Origin of the sequence: Enterococcus diestrammenae, assembly GCF_049384045.1 — a bacterium.
In the GTDB taxonomy this organism is placed as follows: domain Bacteria; phylum Bacillota; class Bacilli; order Lactobacillales; family Enterococcaceae; genus Enterococcus_C; species Enterococcus_C diestrammenae.
In genome coordinates, this window is sequence record NZ_JBMRGR010000003.1 from 164,358 (window position 1) to 180,927 (window position 16,570).

Sequence of the window (16,570 nt, forward strand, 5' to 3'; positions counted from 1 at the left end):
GATAGCGCCTATTCTCCATTGTCCAAGTCTGCCAACACCTGACCCATGGCATCCGCCAGTTCGGCTTCTGTTATCCGAAACATAGCCAGACGTTTTTCTAACTGTTTGCTATTGGTATAGCCAATCCGCAAATAATCCCCTAGCTTTTCTCGTCGTAGCTTCGACCCAGCTCCGGCTATTAAACCATACTGCATCAAGGTTTGTCTAGCGATTTTCGGTTCATCCGCAGCGGCCACTTCCGCTGCTGTCAAGGGGGTGACGACTTTTTTCAAAGCTTCCAAAATCGCTTCATCGCTGGCATGTTCCACCCCGAGACTGCCTCGATGATTGCCAGGGGCCGCCTGTTTCCGGGATAAAAAGGCATGTTTGGCATCAGGAACTACTTCCATGATGGTTTTGCGAATCTTTTCCCCCGAAAAATCCGGGTCGGTAAAGACGATGACGCCTCGAGTTTCCTGGGCGTGTTGGATTTGTTCCAAAATCTCATCATTAATCGCCGAGCCAATGGTTTCGATGGTATCCACCGGCAACACTTCTTGAAGGCGCCGAGTGTCATCTTTGCCCTCCACTACGATGATTTCTTCAATTTGAAAGCCTTCAGTCGGTTGGCTCAGCACTCCGGCTAACTGCTGGGTGGCTCGTTTTTGTTGCCGTTTTTGGCGGCGTTGGTTGTCGTCGGTCATCACAAATCCCTTTCCTATCAATCCGCCAAGCGAAACAGGCGTTGAGCATTTTCGTAAGTCTGTTTTGCCACTGCTTCTGGTGCCATTTCCCGTAATTGGGCGATTTTTTCCACTACATAAAAAGTGTACCCTGGCTCATTGCGCTTGCCCCGATAAGGAACAGGGGCCAAATAAGGGGCGTCAGTTTCCACCAATAACCGCTCCAAAGGTACACCGGTCGCGGCTTCTTGGACATCCAGAGCTTTTTTGAAAGTCACCACGCCAGAAAAAGAAATATGCATTCCTAAATCCAAAAAGCGCTTGGCCCACTCCAAATCCCCACTGTAACTATGCATAATCCCACCAATGTCCCGCACGTCTTCTTCTTTCAAAATGCGGTAGGTATCCTCAGTCGCTTCTCGCATATGGATGCTGATGGGCAACCCATGTTCTTTAGCAATGGCAATCTGGCGCCGAAACACCTGCTCTTGGACATCTTGCGGGTCTTCCATCCAGTGATAATCCAGGCCAATCTCTCCGTAAGCCACCACTTTGGGTAAAGTCAATTGTTGCTCCAGCTGTTTTTCGACCGCTTTGGTGTAACTTCCCGCCTCGGTGGGATGCCAACCAATAATGCTATAAACCCCCGGAAACTGCTGATTCAATTCCAACGTTTTGGCAATCGTGGCTGCATCAAAGCCCACCACCGCCATTTTGGTCACGCCTAATTCTTGGGCACGTTTCACAACCGCGGCTTCTTCTCCTTTAAACTGTTCCGCATTCAGATGGGTATGGGAATCAAAAATCATCACTATCCACTCCTGTTCCTGACGTCGGCTGTTTTCCCGTGGCACAAACGACTGATGCCCACAACTTTTTGCTTCCGTCAACTCATGTCTTACTTTAGCACAAATCCGCTAAAAGCAAAATGAACAGCTGTTAGAATTAAGAAAGGCTGAACCCACACATTTAGTTCTAAACTTTGGCGGAATCCGCAGCTAAAGCTTTTCCTGATGCGTCGGTTCCAGCTGGAATTTGAGGGAACTAGGCTATAAAGCTAAGGTGATGAAAAAAATCAGTCTGAAGATGGAGGCTGTCTTCATTTTTTTCTACTATAATATGTCACAGCTAAAGTACAAAAAAGGAGGCCTGCATCCATGACTGATTTTGAAAAAGATTACCCGCGGTTGGCGTCGTGGTTAAGAGGCAAAGGCCAGCGTCAGCCTGATCCCCGCCAACAAGGGATTGCCCATTGGGGGATCGTGATGGCGCTGGCGAGCTTGGCGGCAGCTGATTTTCGCTGGCAAGTGGTGATGATTGCTTGTTTGATAGGCATTACGGCACTCTTTAAAGGTCCAGGCATGCTTTTTGCCGGTGTGCTTTACGCAGCCTTAGTCAGCCTCTTGCCACCCCTTGGCGTGTTGGTGACTGCCTTCTTTTTCTTCCTTTCCTTGTGGCAATTGCAAAAGACCTGGCGTTTTTATCTCTTCGCTAGTGCCTACTTTGCCTACCCTCTGCTGCTTTCATTAGTGGAAGCTCTCGGATGGGTGCCTCCTGAGTGGGGACGCTATGGTGGTGTGTTGGTTGGGATGATTTGGGTGCATTTTGCCCTCGTTCGCCTCTATCAGAGAGGCAGCGATAGTCGTAGCCTTGCCCTGGCCTTATTTACCGCACCTTTTGACGGCCTACTGCTCCTCTTACCAAAGCGGTTCAAAAAGCGCTTCCCAGACTATCAGACAGCCCAAGCCTTAGCACTGGCAAACCGTGGCAAAAAGCCGGTCAAAATCCACCGAAAATCGTTTTTTATCAATAAAATAAAATAACTATTTTTCTTTATTTTACAAGTGCTACAGTGGCTGCAAAGGAATAGTTTACCCGATTTTTTCTTAACCATTCGGATTATTACAAAATACCTTAACTGCTCTTTCCCTTGATAGGCGTGTTCTTTTTGAAAAAAGGACTCGCCTTTTTTTCACTTTTGCGCTATAATGAAATCACGATAAGAACACCTGTTCGCATCCGTTAAAAAGAACGATTTTCAGTTGACATCAGCTGTCAATCTTTGAAATATATCCGCAACATAAAAAGCGCAAATTTAATTTTTATTTGGTCCATGTTCCATTGCTTTTTGACATGGTTTCTTATATGCTATTCCATAGTTGACTGAAAGGAGGATGTTTTTTTTGGCTATCAAAATTCTGGTTGTATTTGCTGTGCTCCTTTCTGCATTGGCTTTTTATGCCTTTGTTATCGAGCCCCGCCGCCTGATTGAAAAACATTTCCTCATCCGTAAAGATAAGTCCCGCGTGCTGGATATCTCGGAGGCCTATGATATGTTCCAACAAGAAAGCGATGTGGTGATTGCTCATCTCAGCGATCTACACTTCTCTCGTTGGTTCAAGCCTCGTCGCATCAACAAATTGATTCGTTCCATCATGGCAGATCAGCCAGATTTGATTATTTTCACCGGCGACTTACTTGATGATTATAAAAAATGGCCCGTCAAACAGACCCCGGCCTTGATTGCGAAACTCAAAAAGCTCCACGCACCCATGGGTAAACTAGCCGTATTAGGCAACCATGACTACAAGAGTGATGGTGGCTATTTCGTCAAAGATATCCTTGAATCCGCTGGGTTTACCGTCTTAATCAATGAAGACGTCTTTGGATCTGACGAGCGGCTTTCTCTAAATATTGCCGGCATTGCCGATCCTACGACTGAAAAATCCCAGTTTTACTTTGAAGATACCCTAGCAGAATGGCAGATTTTGCTTTTGCATCAGCCAGACTATGTCAATCGCGTGAAAAACCTTGCCATCTATGATTTAGTGCTTTCTGGTCATAGCCATGGCGGTCAAATTCGCCTCCCAGGTTACTTCCCGAAAACGGCTGGCGCACGTAACTACACGGATAGCTTATACCTCCCCGCCAAAAATACCTTGCTTTCGGTAAATACCGGGATTGGGACGACTGCCTTGCCGCTACGTTTCCGAGTACCACCAGAAATCGTCTACTACCACCTCTCTAAAAAAGAAGAAGCTTTTGGTACCAGTGGGGAGCCATTCGATTTCAAGAAACTGATTCATGAGGAAACCGCTGAAGCAAAAGAAATCACCAGTCCTAAGCAAAGTGAAACCAGTGACATCGCTTCAAATTCGCCTGTCTCAGATTCCCTTACGACACCTGTTGACAAAGCCCCTGTCACCTCTCAGTTGGGCTCGAAAATCGTCGAATTCGCTGCATTTCCCCGTCGCTATCATTTAAGAAAAACTGCAGAAACCCCTAAAGCCAAATGTAGTCTATAAAAAAACGAACCGTCTCTTAAGTCAGCCACAACCTGTGCCAGCTAAGAGTTGGTTCGTTTTGCTTTTCCATCGTTTACTTAGGTAGGCGCCGCAGTTGATCCACCAACAGTTGCTGGCGGGCAACAATATTCGTCGTCTTGCGCAGTGCCTCGGTTAAGAAGATGGCTTGAGCCGAAATCCCGTTATTCGGAGTCAGCCGGCGATATTCCCCATCTTCATGTAAAAAATAGGCCTTGCGTTGATCACTTTCATAGACTTGGATCAGATGAGTCAATAAGTTTTCACAACTGGTTTGGTTGATGGGGGTCGCAATTTCCACACGCCCCACCATATTTCGCGTCATCCAATCTGCCGAGGAAATCCAATTTTCAGTGCCTGCTGATGTCGTAAAGGCATAAATCCGCGCATGTTCCAAAAAGCGCCCAACAATGCTGCTAACTTGGATTGTTTCACTAAGACCTGGCACCTGTGGCACAAGACAACAAGCCCCCCGTACTTGCAAATGAATCGGCACCCCCACTTGACTCGCTTCGTAAAGCTTCTCAATCAGCAGCGGATCAGTCAAAGCGTTCATTTTGGCAAAGATTTTACCGACGCCTGTCGACTGATAGTCGGCCATCACTTGTTGGATTTTAGCCACCACCAGTTGTCGGATGTCCTCTGGCGAAGTGACGATTTTTTGATACTGAGGATGGTTGCGATAGCCGGTGAGATAGTTGAAAAAGTCCGTCAAATCGCTGACATACTCGTCTCGGGCGGTAAAAAAGCTGATATCCGTGTATTGTTGACTGTTGCTTTCGTTGTAATTTCCCGTCCCAAACTGGGCGTAGCGCTTGATGTCGCCGCCTTTATTTTGCACAATCAACAACGCCTTGCTATGGGTTTTCATATTGGGAAACCCGTAGCTTACAAAACAACCAGCTGCTTCCAATTCTTCCACCCAATGCAAATTACTCGCTTCGTCAAACCGTGCTTTGATTTCGACTAAAACCGTGACCTGAATGCCTTTTTTCGCTGCTTTTTTCAATAATTTGATAACTTGTGAATCTTTGGCCATCCGATACAAGGTCTGTTTGATAGCGATGGTATCGGGATCTTTTACCGCTGCCTCCAATAAAGACAAGACACCTCTAAAGGAATCATAAGGATGCTGCAAGAGCAAATCTTCGTGATCCAAGGTCTTCAAAATACGTGCTGGTTGCCAGCGGGGATCGTATAAGGGCTTTGCTGGTGGATACAGCCAAGCGGGATTTTTCTCACCGATGGTCGCCACCAAATCAAACAAAAAGGTCAAATCAATAGGGGCCGCTTTTTGGTACAAATCCCGCTGACACAGGCCCAATTCTCTTAGTAGATGCGTTGGATCGCCAGCATCAATCGTTGGCAAGCTCCCCACTTCCAGCCGAGCCGGCAAACCTTTTTTTCGTTCTTCCAGATACTCTGACATCTGTTGGGAAAGGTCTTCTTGGTCATCTTCTTCAAAAGCGAGATCATGGTCATAGGTGATACGAAAAACAAACGCACTGGTCACCTGATTGCCCACAAAAATTTGTGGCAAAAAGTGGGCAATCACCTCTTCTATCAAGATAAAGCGGCGGGGGGAAAGTTGGATCACCCGAGGCAAGCGATTAGAAATCGGCAAAATCGCCTCCCTCGTTTCACCAGTTTCCAACTCCTTTAAGCCCACCCATAGATGCAAAGCTTTTTCCAATAACCGAGGGAAGGCATGATAAGCATCTACCCCCATCGGCGCCAAAGTCGGAAAGATGGTCTCCTTGAACAGACGTCCCATCTGAGCCGCTTCTCGTACGGTTAGCTGGGCAAAGCTTTTCAAATAATAGTGTTTTTTCGCCAGTCGCTTTTCTAACTCAGCCAAGCGTTGATACTGCAACTCTAAGTTTTCTCGGTTTTTAACTGTCAGCTCCTCCAACAAGGCCTCTTGGGTCCAGCCAGTGAGTTTGTCTATTTGTTTTTCTGGTAGCCGAGCCAAAGACTGCATCCGTGGCACCCGCACCATGAAAAACTCGTCCAAATTATTAGCCGCAATCCCCAAAAAGCGCAGCTGTTCCAACAAGGGATTGCTATCATCATAGGCCTCCAAAATCACGCGACGATTAAACAAGATCCAGCTGATATCTCGGTGAACAAAACGAGGAGGTTGTTGTTTTTGCACCATCATTGCCCCTCCTCTTGTCGAAAGGCTAGGCGGATTTTTTTACCTAGCACATATTCCAAATTCTTCTTTTGACGGGTTGCCCGATAGTATTCCGCCAAAGGATTGTACGTCCATGATATCGCCAGCGTATAGCCTTTTTCATTTTTGAGTATTTGCAGCTGTTGCACTTCATTGACCCGGGTAATCGCCAACGCATCGCAAAACTTGATAATGCTCCCCACTTCGCGAATGACTTGCAGCTCTTCATCCTCCAGCCAACCTCGATACTGATCCAAAAATTGGTTAAACAAGGATTTATTCTTGTAACTTGCCATCAAAGCCAGCGAAAGTCGTTCTTTATGGGAGATGCCGCTAAGATTGGAGTTGATGATTAGATAAAAAGAGTGCATCGAGCTTTCTTCTTGTTCCACATAAGCCCCTAGATGGTACAAATAAGTCCCTGACTCAAGGTAAGCCATCAGTTTCCGCGTGGGATACAGCAAACCCGTCCGCTCAAGTTCTGCCACCAATTTTTGGGCTATCGTCAAGCGTTGGGAGGCCCCGATGGTATCAGCCAGATACAAATCCGCCAACCGAATAATCGTATTTTTTTGAACATTGTTCGGGGTATAGGCATGGGGCGCTTCTTGATTGATTCGCGCCATCAGCAGGCCTTCCCGCAGTCCCCGATAGCAGAAAACAAATTTTTCAGCTTTTGTGATTTCATACAAGCACAGATACGTCAAATTCGCTGGTGCAATAATATCCGCCCGATCGCGGCTAAGACCATCCAGCTCTTGTTTTTCAGCGACTGTCAATTTGCAAAACAAGTCATAAGTTGCCTGTAAATCTTGGCGCTTCATTTCATATTCATGGATGCCTGACATGGGATAATCGGTCATTCGTTGGTGGACACTAGCGATATTCCGTGAACTTCCCCCGATGGCAATAATTGGCAGTTTCCGAGGTTTAAGCCATTTCATTTTTTCAAACTGCGCCATGATATAAGCCCGCGCCTTGGCTTCCGCCTTCTTGGCATCCCCTTGATAAAACAGCTCCGTCAAAGTCACTACTCCAAAAGGAAAACTGTGGGAGTTTTTGATGACACCATTTTTGAAATAAGTAATCTCCGTACTACCACCACCCATATCTACCGTGTAGCCTTCATTAAACTGAGTCGAACGTGCAATTGCATACTGCCCGTAGCTTGCTTCTTCTTCATCTGACAACAAGCGCAAGGCCAGCCCCGTCGCCTCCTGCACTTGCTGCAAGACCGCTTCTTGATTTTGCGCTTGCCGAATAACCGCTGTGGCCGTGGCGATAATATCATCCAATTGGTAATGAGCCATCACTTTTTGAAACAGCCGAATCACTTCAATCAGCTTGTCAATCCCGGTGGCGCTAAGGTTTTTATCTTCATCCAAATATTGATAGAGTCGTACAGGTAGTTTGACATTTTGCAATTCATGAAAATCATAGCGGGCCGTCAGTTGGTAGATTACCAGACGAACGGTGTTGGAACCGATATCGACTACCGCGACTTGATTGAGTTTGGTCATTTGGATTCCTCCTATTCAAAACAGCCTAGCCCCCTCTTGTTTCGCTAGGCCACTTTAGCTGCAACTGCAAACTTGCTTGTATCTTTATTATACGATAGCCATTTTCAAAAGAAAAAGATTACCTCTATGGGAGTTGGCAACTTCCGAAGCCTCAAAAAGATTTTTATGTATTTTCGATGGCATTCTCACTATCGGCACACTGGTAATGACTTAGTAAGCTTCGACAAACTCGGCTAACTCTACATCGCCAAACGTAACTTGAAACTTCCTTTTATCAAAAAAACACCTCTACCTACAAAAATCGTAAGTAAAGGTGATTCACCGGCGATTTAGTCATTTTTTTCTAGTACTTTCAAAATACTCTGCAACTCCACTCGTCGTTCATCTGTGACTTCAGGGTAGGACAAGTTCAATTCTTCAATGCGTTCATTGATGATTTCTGACACCAGATGACGAGAATACCACTTGTCATCGGCGGGAATCACATACCACGGATTGATTTTGGTACTGGTGGCGTTGATGGCTTGTTCATAGGCTGCTTGGTATTGGTCCCAATACTGCCGTTCTTTGACATCGGCTTCGGAAAATTTCCAGTTTTTCTCAGGGATTTCGATACGGCGGATGAAGCGCTTTTTCTGTTCCTCTTTTGACAAGTGGAGGAAAAATTTCAAAATTACCACACCTTGATCTGCCAAATAATCTTCATAATGCTTGATTTGTTTGTAGCGCTTTTGATAAAAAGCTTCGTCGATGTCTTTCACATCCCAGATATCCGGCAGGTGATTGCCCACCAATATCTCAGGATGGACGCGAGTAATCAGCACATCTTCATAGTGGGAACGATTGAAAATCTTGATATCCCCGCGGCTAGGGACTTCCCGATGAATCCGCCACAAATAATCATGATCTAGTTCGCGGCTAGTCGGACTCTTAAAACTGGTGACACTACAGCCTTGGGGATTGACTCCACTCATGACGTGTTCAATCATGGAATCTTTCCCCGCCGCATCCATCGCTTGAAATAGTATCAACACACTGCGACGATCTTGGGCATAAAGCATTTCCTGGTTTTCTTTTAAGACTTTGATATCTTTGGCGATTTCTTTTTTGATATCCCCTTTAGCAATGGCTTTTTTCGGCGCGGTGGCCCACTCGTTTAGTTTGATTTTTTCCTTTCCACTGACACGAAACTGTTTTTCAGCTTTCATAAGGCTCCTCCTTGTAAGTAGTGTCGCCGACGGTTTCTGCTCATCCCCGCCGGTTTGGCTCGTTTACTTGAGTATAGCCCCTTCTCCTTTTTTTGGGAAAAGATACGTTCACTAGGCCCTTTAGCCTTGGAGAAAATAAAAACGCAGTCACCGAAACTCTGCCGGCAACCACGTTTTCTGATTGAAAGTACTTGATTATTGCAACCCGATCGCAATCGCAATAAAGATAAAGATAGAACCTAAGACGAAGAAGAATCCTTGCATCTTGATTTGGAATTTCGCCCATTTGGCCCATTCAATACGGGCAACCCCTAAGACCCCAATCAAGCTAGCAGAAACTGGTGTGAAAGCATCCACAAAACCTGCCCCCAGCTGATAAGCAAGGACTGCGATTTGACGAGAAACACCCACCAAATCTGCGAGTGGCGCCATGATTGGCATGGTCAAAGCCGCTTGACCAGAGTTTGAGGTAACCACTAAGTTGAAGAGACTTTGGAAGATATACATCACCCAAGCCCCGATCATTGCTGGTACGCCGTTTAAAAGACCACCGATACTGTGCAAAATCGTGTTCAAAGCAGATGGCATCGTCGGTTCGGATCCACCTAAGACTAGGAGAATCCCTTTGGCCATCCCCACCACGATGGCAGTCCCCGCCAATTCGGCCGCACCGGATTGGAAGGATTTCGCAATATCGTTGATGCCCATATCGTCCAATTTGAAAATCACGGCTAAAATCCCAGCAGCCAGACCCATCACGAAAAATTGAGAGGCAATTTCCGGAATATAATACCCTTTTTGAGTGACACCCCAAACGATCCAAATCAAGACAGCTAGCATTTCCAACAAAATCAGTTTGTGCCCTAAAAGGAAAGGTTTCTTTTCTTCTGCTGTTTTTTGGATATGGTGTCTGAAGTAATCATCTGATTCATAGACTTCCGATTTCAAAGGATTTTTGCGAATTCGTTCCGCATAAATACTCAAGTAAGCCGCCGACAAGCCAGTGATCACAAACCACATGATCAAACGGAACCCGGCCCCAGATAAGACCGGTACCCCGGCAATCCCTTGCGCTACTGCCACGGAAAACGGGCTCATCCAACTGGCGGCGTTCCCTACCTGACTGGCGACATACGTCACTGTCACCGCCACGATGGAGTCATACCCCAGTGCGATGACAAAAGGCACCATCACCATGGAAAAAGGAATCACTTCTTCGGCCATCCCAAACGTTGCCCCACCAAAGGAGAAGGCAAAAAACAGCAACGGAATCGCCAAACGTTCCAATCCTTTTGTCTTGGAGATAAAGGCATAAATCCCGGCATCAATGGCTCCGGTCCGCATGATGATCCCAAATGCGCCCCCGACCACCAAAATCAGTGCGGCAATCCCGACTGCTGAGCCGTATTTGTCCCCGGAAACCAGGCCTTCAAAAATAAAGTTCAAAAAGCCGAAGCCGCCAAAATCATCGGTACCCCAAACTTTGGCTGTTTTATGCAGCTTTTCCGATTTGTCATAGATTTTGTCGCCATACATGTCGTACAAGGTGTCATCGGTGAGGTTGACTTCATCTAGCTGCGCTTGATCCAGCTTTTTCTCCCCTTCATCAAGCACCGCTTCCAGCGCTTCCTGATCAACCCCCAACTCAGCTAATTCCGCTGGTTGTTGTACCAAATCGGTCAATTGATCATAGACAAATTCCTTGTCCAAATTGTAATCATAACGGAAAGTTTCTTGTTTCAAGACCGTCCGTGTTTTTGTATCCCCATTGGCATCTTGGTACTCGACATCTTCTGTCGAGAACTTCCCGGCTGGCACCAGGAAAGTCAATAGCCACGCGAAGACCACTACCACAAAGATGATCACATACGTGTGAGGAGTCTTCATTTTTGTTAAATCTCGTTTTGTTTTCGCCATCTTTTTTCCTTTCTCTGTTCCTACGGCTAGCGTAGTCAATTTAATGAGTCCTTAGCTATTATACATTCAATTTCCTTGTATGAATATACAAAAATAAGAACTTTTTTCATTATTTCAAAATCCACAACTTTCCCTTCAAAATACCCAAACAATCGAGGGTATATTGAAAAAAGGCCGCACAAAAAGGCCGCTAATTCCTCAGCTGATTGTCTTCAGCGAATTCTCGGCCTTTACGTGTTTCATTACGTTTGTCGAGGCGCCTCTCACCAGATGAAACGCCAATAAATGACTGGCACTCCTGTTAGACTTTACCCTCGTAGGTTGCGTTCTTGCATTTCTTGATAATACAATTCGAAGTTCGAAGCCGCGCCAATCAAATTGGCATCATTGTGGAATTGGCAGTTGCGGATTTCCGGCATGATTTCTTCCACTTCTTCTTCTGCTAAAGTTTTGTACAGGCGACTACCCAACTCTTCTGGCAATTCTGGCCGTGCCGAAATCCCGCCGCCAATGATAACCATGTCGGGATCAATGGAAACTTGCAAGTTATATAAGACTGCTGCAATGTTATCGTATAGCTCATTTATCACTAATTCAGCGGTTTTATCACCAGCTTCTTTTAAATCAAACAATTCTTTGCCGTTGACTTCTTTTTTGGTGATTTGGCTGTATTGTTGGGCCGCTTTGACACTGGTACCAGCTTGGCTCAAAGTCCGGTCGCCTTTGGGTTTTACCAGCCCAAACTCGCCACCGAAGAGATGCGAAGCTTTGTAAAGTTTTCGATTGATGAAAATCGCGCCACCAACACCTGTCCCGATAACAACAAAAACAGCATTCACTGCGTCTTGCCCAGCCCCCATTTGGATCTCGGCAATTCCCGCACAGTTGGCATCATTTTCAATCGTAACTGGCAAGCCCAAGTACTCCTCCAACTCATCAAAAATCGGCCGTTTATGAATGTAAGGTACCGCACTGATACCATCGATCCGGCGTTCAGGTACGTTGACTGCACCGGGAGCGCTGATGGCCACACCTTCGACCCCTACACCAAAGCGATCAACGACTTCTTTCATTTGTTCTTTCATTTCTTCAAAAGTGGTCGGGGTAGGAAACTGGCTGGTTTGGCTGAGTTGATGTTGTTCCCACAACCCATATTTTACAGCCGATCCACCAATATCAAAAATCGCTAATTTCATTTTAGCTCCTCCTTATAAAACGTTTACAGGTCTAGACCTTGTTTCTATTGTACCACTTCACCATCAAATTAAAAATCAAAAAAAGTGTGTTTTTTTCTCCTGCTAACCGGCTTCCCTCATCAGTTATACGAAGCGGGAAATTAGTTAGACTGGCAGGCTTTTCTCGTCTTTTGATACTTTTTAATTTTTCCTGATGTTAGTGTAGCCTCTCAAAAAAAGAGCTGTCCCACCGCTTTTTTGATTACGCTTTCATTCTTGTTGTGTTATCATAATTATATAATTTTTTTATCATCTGGAAATTGGTGTTCAATGGTTTTTACTTGTTGCTTTTCGACCTTTTTAAGGAGGATTTTTGATGAAATATCACGTTCAACGGTACCTTGAAACAAACTTACACGTAACGACAGCCACCTTTTATGCCCAAACCCGTTGGCAGGCAGAGGCCATCGCTCAGTGGGATCAGGCCCATTTGCCAGTAAGCGAATTGCCGATTGCCCTCTTGATGGATTTAGCGACTTACAGTCAGCCGGCTGCAGATATCCAGTCTGCCCTGGAAACCCTGCAACGTTACCAAGAAGAGTACTTACACGAAGTTGCCAAACAACGTAACTATTTTTGTCGAATCCCCAACAACAACCAACTCCTCCAAGACCTAAATGCCCATCAGTTCTTTGATGATAGTAACCGGCTGTTACAAACCATCACCCAGACATTGGACGAGTCGGTCTATGAGGACCCTTTTACCGTGGCGGCAGATTGGGATCAGCAAGACATCGCTTATGTCTCTCCCCACGAGGCTAGTCAACCGACGATTTTGTACCACTTCAAGGTCAAACTCTTTCAGCTAGCAACCGGGGAAGCCTACCCCATCTATCACTACCAAGGACCAGAAGTGAAACAGCCAGATTACCAACGCCTGATGCAATAACTACCAAAAGCAATCAGGTAACACCACGATGTCCTTGGTCTCCGTATCAAGTTCACAAAAAATGAAAACTTGTCACTCCTTTACCAAGTAAAAAGACTTCGCAATCACCCTTGCGAAGTCTTTTTGCCGATAGACGTATTTGCCTAACTGGCATCTCGAAAACAAAGTTACCCTCCCCCTCTGCCACATAGCATCCGTTGCGGGCTTCTTCATATTCCAAAATTACCTCAATCCCTTACGCCTGTTGGTAAAGCCAGCGCACCAAAGCTTCCGTCTTTTCCCAGCCTAGGCAAGGATCTGTAATCGATTGGCCGAAGACTTGTCCGTCCGGTTCTTGGCGCCCGTCTTCTAGGAAACTTTCAATCATAAAGCCTCGCACCATCTGATGCAGATCCGGGTGATAAGTCCGGTTTAGCATCGTTTCTTTGACGATTCGGACTTGTTCTTCCCATTTTTTCCCAGAATTGTCATGATTGGTATCCACCACGACGAAAGGATTTTTAAAATTCCCAGCTTTGTACATAGCCACGACGTTCAGCAAATCTTCGTAGTGGTAGTTGGGAATATTTTTACCAGTTTCATCCAATGCCCCCCGCAAGACCACGTGTGCCAAGGGATTGGAGCTGGATTCCACCTCAGCGCCATTGTAAATAAACTCTTGCTTTTGCTGAGCGGCGTAAAGAGAATTAAACATGACCGTCAGATTGCCGCTGGTGGGATTTTTCAGCCCGGTTGGTTGGTCAATACCACTGGCGACAAAGCGGTGTTGTTGGTCTTCCACCGAGCGGGCCCCCACTGCCACATAGCTCACCAAGTCTTCCACCAGTTCCAAGTTTTCTGGATAGAGCATTTCGTCGGCGGTGGTCAAGCCGGTTTCGGTGATCACCCGTTTGTGCAATTTACGAACCGCCATAATCCCCCGAATCAAATTGGAGCCTTCGTCCAGGCGTTGTTGGTGCAACAATCCTTTGTAGCCATCGCCATTGGTTCGAGGCTTGTTGGTATAAATCCGTGGCACCATAAAAATTTTGTCCGCCACTTCCTTTTGCAAGGCGGCCAAGCGCTGGACATACGCCATCACCGCTTCTTCATCATGGGCCGAACAAGGACCGATCACCAATAACAAACGCTGGTCTTCACCGGTCATGATAGCTGCCAACTCTTTGTCCCGTGCGGCTTTTTGCGCGGCTGGTTCCGGATCAAGTTTGGTAATCCCCTTGACGGTATCTGTATTGATTTTTTCACTTAATTGTTTGAAACTCATGCTTTTTCCCCCTTTTTTCCTTCTGGCTGAGATTTGCTAAACAAACCCGCCACCAGCTACGGCCCAGATAACAGCTGCCATTACCCCTCCGACTCTAAAAATAACTACAAAAAAAGCCTCATCCTCTCCCAAATAGGGAAAGGACGAAGCGAACTCTTCGTGGTACCACCTTTGTTTGTGCTGGGTCGCCCCATGCACCTCGACAGGTACGAGCCGTGAAAAATCCTGGCTATACCCCGGCCAAATAACGATGGCCTACCGTCAGGGCTTACTATTTTTCAGCCCGCTGCTCCAAGAGGAATTCCACTGGTGACCTCATGGCGCCTCTCATCAGCCGGCTGCTTTCTGTCATCGGTGCCCAGTGTACTAGTTCTTATCCTAGCATTTCTATGATTGTTTCTGTCAAGTTTACGCACTTTCACAGCGATTGTCAAGAGTTTTCTGATAATTTTTGACAGGTCCCCACGTCCTTGAAAAACGCCATCAAGATTTTTATGACGGCGTTCTTTTATTGATTAGTTTTCAAAAGCTTTCGCGACATTATCCGCCATGATGTCCACTGATTCAATCCCCGACCCGGCCAAATACCACACAGCAGGGTCCAACAAAATGACCTTATCGTTTTTGCCAGCTGTCGTTTCTTTTACCAACTTATTTTCGGCTACGTTATTTTTACTATCGTCACCACCAATGGCTTGGGTCCGATCAATCACAAAGATGACGTCGGGATTTTTTTCTAGCACATACTCATAGGAAACACTTTGTCCATGAGTCGACGCTTCAATCTGCTCATCCGCTTGGGCAAAGCCAAATGTATCATGGACGATGCTAAACCGTGAACCCGCTCCATAAGCAGAAAGGCTGCCTTCATTCACCAACAAGACGAGAGCTTTTTCTTGAGAAGCACTGGCCTGTTTTGCGATAGAATCGATCTTTGTCTGAAGGGTATCGATGGCTGTCTGAGCCACTGCTTCCTTGCCAAAAATCGCTCCGATACTTTGGATTTGGCTTTGCATCGAATGCCAAGTATCCGTATTATCGGTGGAGAGATACAGTGTCGGCGCGATTTTAGCAAGTTGCTCTTTAAAATCTTTTTGACGACCAGAAATCAAAATCAAATCCGGTTGCATGGCGTTAATTTTTTCCAGATCGGGTTCCTTGATACCCCCAGCTGACTCCACCTCTTTGTAAGCTGCCAAAAAGCTTGGCAAGTTATCTGTCGCCGCCCCAACTACGCGATCCCCCACACCTAATTGGTCCATCGTATCCAAGGCGCTGTTATCAAATACCACGACTTTTTCTGGATTTGTCGCCACTTCGACTTTGTTGCCCTCTCCATCTGTCACCGTGACTGTCGGCGGCAACTGAGTCTGACTGCTAGTCGCTGTCGTCGCCGTGTTTTTTCCCGCTCCGGTAGCTTCACCACAAGCTGTCGCCACCAGTAATAGCCCAGTCATCAAAAGCATCATCGTTATTTTTTTCATTCATTTTACTCCTTCACATGTTGTTGGGTGTCGCGCCAATGAGTTTCCTCAAAAAGCCAATTAATCAAAATACATACAAAAGGGTCGTCCTTCATAGGAAACCACTTTGACTTCCATCTCGTATAGCTCGCCTAAAACAGCCGGTGTAATCACTTCATCCACAGTCCCTTGTTTAAACAAACGACCATTTTTCAAAGCGATGATTTCATCGGCAAAACCTGCCGCAAAATTGATATCATGAATCACCAATAAAACCGTCTTGCCAAGTTTGGTTACCAACCGTCGCAAAAGATGCATCATCTGGTTGGCATGATTCATATCTAAGTTATTTAACGGTTCATCTAGCAAGATATATTCTGTATCTTGAGCCAAAATCATCGCAATATAGGCCCGTTGTAGCTGACCTCCTGACAAGGTTTGGATCTCTGCTTCCGCTAAATCGGTTAAGTGCATTTCCGCTAGGGCTTGATGAATCAACTTGTCATCTGCGGCCGTCAAGCGTCCACGACTATATGGAAAACGGCCAAATGCCACCAATTCCGCCACGGTAATCCGAGCCTGCACTTGATTGCTTTGCTTCAAAATCGCCAAACGTTGGGCCAACTCCTTCGAATCCCACGCCCGAATCTCCCCCTGGTCAATATACAACTGACCAGAAAAATCCCCTTGCAGCCGACTCATGATCGACAACAACGTGCTCTTGCCAGCACCATTGGGACCGATAAAGGCGATTAGCTCCCCTTTTGGCAACTGCAAATCAATCTCTGCCAACACCGTTTTATCCAAATACTGCTTCCCCACAGCCTGTGCTTCAATCATCTTCTCACTCCTTCCAACGCTACTTATCTTTGCCGAACTTTCTACGGCGATTCACTGGACTTCTAAAATGTGA

12 protein-coding genes and 1 pseudogene are annotated in these 16,570 nt (G+C 46.1%); 3 read left to right on the forward strand and 10 right to left on the reverse strand.

What is annotated here, in order from left to right; genetic code table 11:
• Positions 1-8: 8 nt before the first annotated feature.
• Positions 9-683, reverse strand: a complete 675-nt coding sequence (rnmV, locus tag ACO03U_RS03760) for a ribonuclease M5 (RefSeq protein WP_204685408.1) — start codon at positions 681-683, stop codon at positions 9-11.
• Positions 684-700: 17 nt separating this feature from the next.
• Positions 701-1,471, reverse strand: coding sequence for a TatD family hydrolase (locus ACO03U_RS03765; RefSeq protein WP_204685406.1), 771 nt, complete (start codon positions 1,469-1,471; stop codon positions 701-703).
• A 348-nt stretch (positions 1,472-1,819) separates the two neighbouring features.
• On the opposite strand from ACO03U_RS03765, the gene ACO03U_RS03770 reads away from it, so the two are divergent.
• Together ACO03U_RS03770 and ACO03U_RS03775 are read left to right on the forward strand one after the other, a co-directional pair.
• A complete protein-coding gene (locus tag ACO03U_RS03770; RefSeq protein WP_204685405.1) occupies positions 1,820-2,485 on the forward strand; it encodes a hypothetical protein in 666 nt (221 codons plus the stop codon).
• A 366-nt stretch (positions 2,486-2,851) separates the two neighbouring features.
• A pseudogene (locus tag ACO03U_RS03775) lies at positions 2,852-3,700 on the forward strand (metallophosphoesterase); the annotation flags it as partial.
• Between the two features lie 340 nt (positions 3,701-4,040).
• Here ACO03U_RS03775 and ppk1 read toward each other — a convergent pair.
• The 5 genes from ppk1 to ACO03U_RS03800 all read right to left on the reverse strand — a co-directional run bounded on the left by ppk1 (position 4,041) and on the right by ACO03U_RS03800 (position 12,002).
• A complete protein-coding gene (ppk1, locus tag ACO03U_RS03780) occupies positions 4,041-6,146 on the reverse strand; it encodes a polyphosphate kinase 1 (protein ID WP_204685404.1) in 2,106 nt (701 codons plus the stop codon).
• Positions 6,143-7,681, reverse strand: a complete 1,539-nt coding sequence (locus tag ACO03U_RS03785; protein ID WP_161870784.1) for a Ppx/GppA family phosphatase — start codon at positions 7,679-7,681, stop codon at positions 6,143-6,145. The genes ppk1 and ACO03U_RS03785 overlap by 4 nt, the downstream gene beginning before the upstream one ends.
• A 329-nt stretch (positions 7,682-8,010) precedes the next feature.
• A complete protein-coding gene (locus ACO03U_RS03790; RefSeq protein ID WP_204685393.1) occupies positions 8,011-8,889 on the reverse strand; it encodes a polyphosphate kinase 2 family protein in 879 nt (292 codons plus the stop codon).
• A 195-nt stretch (positions 8,890-9,084) separates the two neighbouring features.
• Positions 9,085-10,806 carry a putative basic amino acid antiporter YfcC gene (gene yfcC / locus ACO03U_RS03795; protein ID WP_161870782.1) on the reverse strand — a complete coding sequence of 574 codons (1,722 nt, stop codon included), beginning with the start codon at positions 10,804-10,806 and terminating at the stop codon, positions 9,085-9,087.
• Positions 10,807-11,114: 308 nt separating this feature from the next.
• Positions 11,115-12,002, reverse strand: a complete 888-nt coding sequence (locus ACO03U_RS03800) for an ROK family protein (protein ID WP_161870781.1) — start codon at positions 12,000-12,002, stop codon at positions 11,115-11,117.
• A gap of 355 nt (positions 12,003-12,357) precedes the next feature.
• On the opposite strand from ACO03U_RS03800, the gene ACO03U_RS03805 reads away from it, so the two are divergent.
• Positions 12,358-12,930 (forward strand): hypothetical protein, encoded by a 573-nt coding sequence (locus ACO03U_RS03805; RefSeq protein ID WP_161870780.1) that lies wholly within the window; start codon positions 12,358-12,360, stop codon positions 12,928-12,930.
• A gap of 235 nt (positions 12,931-13,165) precedes the next feature.
• Here ACO03U_RS03805 and ACO03U_RS03810 read toward each other — a convergent pair whose 3' ends face one another.
• The 3 genes from ACO03U_RS03810 to ACO03U_RS03820 all read right to left on the reverse strand — a co-directional run bounded on the left by ACO03U_RS03810 (position 13,166) and on the right by ACO03U_RS03820 (position 16,497).
• Positions 13,166-14,194, reverse strand: coding sequence for a 3-deoxy-7-phosphoheptulonate synthase (locus ACO03U_RS03810; protein ID WP_161870779.1), 1,029 nt, complete (start codon positions 14,192-14,194; stop codon positions 13,166-13,168).
• A 515-nt stretch (positions 14,195-14,709) separates the two neighbouring features.
• Positions 14,710-15,678 carry a siderophore ABC transporter substrate-binding protein gene (locus ACO03U_RS03815; RefSeq protein ID WP_416336788.1) on the reverse strand — a complete coding sequence of 323 codons (969 nt, stop codon included), beginning with the start codon at positions 15,676-15,678 and terminating at the stop codon, positions 14,710-14,712.
• Positions 15,679-15,738: 60 nt separating this feature from the next.
• Positions 15,739-16,497: an iron ABC transporter ATP-binding protein gene (locus tag ACO03U_RS03820; protein ID WP_161870777.1), complete on the reverse strand. Its 759-nt coding sequence runs from the start codon at positions 16,495-16,497 to the stop codon at positions 15,739-15,741.
• Positions 16,498-16,570 lie beyond the last annotated feature (73 nt).